This window comes from uncultured Varibaculum sp., assembly GCF_902489465.1.
Lineage (GTDB): Bacteria > Actinomycetota > Actinomycetes > Actinomycetales > Actinomycetaceae > Varibaculum.
Map to the genome: position 1 here is coordinate 1 of NZ_CABTZZ010000064.1, position 4,019 is coordinate 4,019.

The 4,019-nt window shown below is 52.6% G+C and carries 2 protein-coding genes; both read right to left on the reverse strand.

Annotation, left to right across the window (positions count from 1 at the left end; all coding sequences use genetic code 11):
• Window positions 1-368 precede the first annotated feature (368 nt).
• On the reverse strand, window positions 369-2,708 hold the full coding sequence (locus RDM26_RS08365; protein ID WP_307738503.1) for a YhgE/Pip family protein: 2,340 nt from the start codon (window positions 2,706-2,708) through the stop codon (window positions 369-371).
• Window positions 2,705-4,019 (reverse strand): YhgE/Pip family protein (locus RDM26_RS08370; RefSeq protein WP_307738504.1); only part of this gene is annotated, 1,315 nt, incomplete at its 5' end. The genes RDM26_RS08370 and RDM26_RS08365, both read right to left, overlap by 4 nt.

Below are 4,019 nucleotides of genomic sequence, written 5' to 3' on the forward strand. Positions count from 1 at the left end.
CGTTTTCCGAATTCTTATGCCCACCGCACCCACTCGGATAAAATCCAGCCTCCCCACGAAGACGTTGTCAGTGCCCGGTCGCGCCCCGCTCCCACCCGGTGCATCATCCCGCTTCCGCTATCCCTTTCACGCGGTTCTTTAGCTAGCCGAGTGCGCTGGACGCGCAGGTATTAAGTGAGACGAAAGATCGGTTCCTGAAAACTTGCCCTCCCCACCACTATGCACGGGAATAAGTTTTATCCGAGTCGGCTAGGCGGGCGTTAAATCCGAAAAGGCAATGCCTTTTCGGATTTTGGGCGGGAGGAAAAACTTATTCCCGTGCTGGACGTAGGGAGGAAAACCTAGCTTCCCTGTTCACTCTGTCCGGGCTACATGACTTTCGTTTTTTCAATCTTCTTGGCGGTGTCGTGAATCCGTCCAGCAATCGTATGCCGGGAAACCACCCCGAGAGCCAAGTTTGGAATCAGGAACACCAGGATTATCAGCAGGTTATAGGCAAAGTCCCCCGCATAAATCCCGGCGATAGCCGAACGCATCAGGTTAATCGCATAAGTGGCGGGTAGCAAGGGACTGATGTTTTGGAACCATTGTGGCAATAGTTCCAGCGGATAGGCTCCGCCAGCAGCAGAAATCTGTATCACCAGCAATAAGACTGCTAAGGCTTTACCCGCATTGGCAAGTGCTACCACCAGGGTATAAACGATATTGGTAAAGACGGTAGAAATTCCCCAGCCCGCCAAAATCAACAGGAAGGGGTGCGCCGGTTCAATCTCCACGAACACAATCAGCCCGAGCATCAGCAATGTGGATTGAGCCATCCCAATCATCCAGAACATAAAGTAACGTCCCAGGTACTCCTGAGCACCGGTGAATAGCGGCTTTCTTACGGCCGATTTCGCATCTGAAGTCGATTCTGGTTCGTCGGGTTTCGTGTTTGCCTCTTCTGAGCGAGACGATTCGCCCTCATCCGTATCTAAATCATCGGAAGTATCTGCCTGTTTTCGGGCTGCAACAGTGTCCAGGTAGCGTTTACCCACGTTCGCAGAAACGTCAGTGCGCAGGAAAACCCCTGCCAGGAGCGCCCCAACCCACAGGGCGATCACCGTAAATAGGGGAGCCATACCTACCCCAAAGGTGGCGACTGGGAACACCGAATTACGTTCTACCGCTACGGGGGAAGAAATCAAGCGGGCAAAACCTTCGGGGTCAGCTCCCAAGGTAGCGGCCACTTGGTTCAAGCCTCCTTTTGCTTGGGCGGAGGTAATCTGTTCATGAGCTTGGTTCAAACGACTGGCACCGTCCCGCATCTTTTTAGCGGTATTGTCCAGAGTTTTTTGGGAGCGGCGCATAGTCTCGATCATCCCGCCTGAACTTTCCGACAGGTCGGCTTGCACTGCCTGCAGGTGCGAACGGAAAACCTCCACATTCTTTCCGGCAGATTCTAGGTTTTCTCGTAGGCTTTTTATTTTTGGCTGCAAATTTTTATCATAATTGGATTGAGCAGTATCAATAGCGTGTTTTGCTTCTGCTATGGAACGTTTAGCGGCCTGCCTCAGCTCAGAATCGCGAGTTCCTCCTCGGCGCAGGTCAGCTGCAATAGCGCCCAGCTGTTCCGAAAGTACTTGTTGGCGCGCAATGGCCGCGTCCAGATCTGCCAGCAACCGGTCAACCGCAGGCTTGTTCCCCTGCCAATCCGCCCCTCCTGGCCCCAATGCTTGCTCGAGGGCGTCCCGCGTACGTTGGAAGCCAGCGATTTGTTTATCTAGCAGAGTCTGCAACTCTTCGATGCTGTCAGCACTGCTTTGGGTGGTGTTATTGGCGGAATCCAGCAATTTGTCCAACTGTTTTTGCAGGTTGGCAAGATTACTTCCTGCCAGGTTCACCGCATCATCCAACTCAGAAGAGATGACCGCGAAGGGATTGGCGCTGCCCCCGGCATTTCTGCCCCCGGTATCAAGGGTGGAGCCGATAGCCCCCTCAAAAGAGTCTTGCACCCCCGCAGCCAGCTGTTTGGCTCCGGTAGCTAGCGGTACTGCCGAACCTATCAAGGTAGACAAAGAGCTGAAAGTGCTCGCCCCTGCATTTAGCTGTGCGCTCAGGGTTTCTAGGTGGTTGCTCAGCCGATCCAGAGCTGCTTGAGTGTCGGAAGAGTCTAGGTAAGCGGACACGTCCTCAGCAATACCTACGGTGACTTCTGCCAAGGTGTGCGAAAAAACCGTATTGATTTTCGCGGTGACGCCTTGAGCACCTTGGTTGGTGAGATTGGCAGAAAGCGGGTTCTTCTTTTCGTTGGTGTAAAGCGTGATATTTGCGGGGGCAGCCCCGCCGGCATAGAACGTAAACATGGAGTGGGAAAAATCCTTGGGCAATACAATTGCCGCGTAATACTCCCCCGAACTTGCCCCTTGCAATGCTTTATCTTCGCTGGTTAACACCCAATCAAACTGATCATTTACCGCCAGTTCCTTGAGTACGACGTCTCCCACATTGACTTTTACGTTCAGGATTTTGCTGGTGTAACCCTCATCGGTACTGGCCACGGCAATCTGTAGTCTTCCCGAATTTGAGAAGGGATTCCAGGTGGCCAGCACGTTGAACCAGGTGAAGAATAAAGGTACGGCAATCAATAGAACTATGGAAATCCGAACCATGATACTGCTGCGAATCTGGCGAAAGTCGTCACGAATGATAAAAAGTATTTCGTTCATCGTGTCTCCTCGCTACTTGCCGAGGCATCGGTTGCACTCTCCGACTTCTCTACGCTTTGATCCGCCGCCTCTGCCGGTGCATCTGTCGGCACAGACGCTCTTAAGTGGCGACGTTCCCCGCGACCCCAATTTGTCCCGCCGCTAAGTCCTTTTGACCGACCCGTAGATTTGCTTGCGCTTACTTGCCGCTGGCGAGCCAGGGACTCGAACAGTTCATCTTGCGTCAAATGTGACAGCCTCTCGGCTCGTTCTAGGGAGTTTTTCAGCACGGCTATGCCAACTAACGTTCCGATAATGGCCACTCCCCATATCGCAAGTATCCCCAGGAGTACGGACTTACTGGCGGAGGTTAGCCAGGAAATCATCCCCAGCACTACCAGTCCTATAATCCCCACAATACTCAACCCATTAATCAAAGCGGGATAACGAGCGTTGAACTCTTCTTGCCGAAGCTTAATCCGGCTGGAAAATTCTCTCCGGTTTGCCAGAAGCGCAATAATGTTACTCAAACGGTAACCGCGACTTTGCAGCTGAACGTCTTCATTCACTACCAGTTCAGTGCGAGCCAAATCGTCGTAGAACAGCTGGGTGAAGTAACCGAAACGACGCCTGCCCAAAAACCCCAGCAGGAACATCGTGAGACTCATTAATATTAGAACCGCCATCACATGCCAGTAACGCCCCTGATAGAAGCCGCCGATAGTTTCTCGGATCGCATCGATACCGTAAGAAAATGGGAGTATCGGGGAAAGCTGGCGGAAGAATCTGGGCATGAGCTCAATCGGATAAATACCCGAGGCACCGGGAATCTGCAAAACTACCAGCAAGATCGCCAGGGCTCGCCCCACGTGACTGAATGCAGCTGCCAAAGCATAGATAATTGCTAAATAACACGGCCCGATCAGCATGGAGGTAGCAATGAAAGCGGGAGCGTTGGCGGCTTTTACTCCCAGCAGTAAACTGCCCACGCTGACAATCAGCCCCTGCCCGATAGACAGCGCACCGGATAGCATAAATCGTCCCAGATAAGCCGAGCGTAAACTCAACCAGTCAAAGCCTTCTTTATCGACTTCTACGCGGAAAATAATGACCAGGATAAGTGCACCAATCCACATAGAGAGATTGATGAACATAGCTGCCATTCCCGAACCATAAGAGTTGATGGGAAACAGGGTCTTTTGGTCGAATTTGACTGGCGCGGTCAGGTAGCGCCCGATATTAGTCGGATCCAAGCCAATAACTGTTTTCAAAGTGCCTGTCCGTAGTGCGGTGGCCAGAGTCGCCACATCGGTTTGCGCCCCGCGAGCCGTA

What these genes read in the sequence shown, in the direction of transcription:
- RDM26_RS08365 (WP_307738503.1), bottom strand. Translation starts at nt 2,708, where the DNA reads ATGAACGAAATACTTTTTATCATTCGTGACGACTTTCGCCAGATTCGC.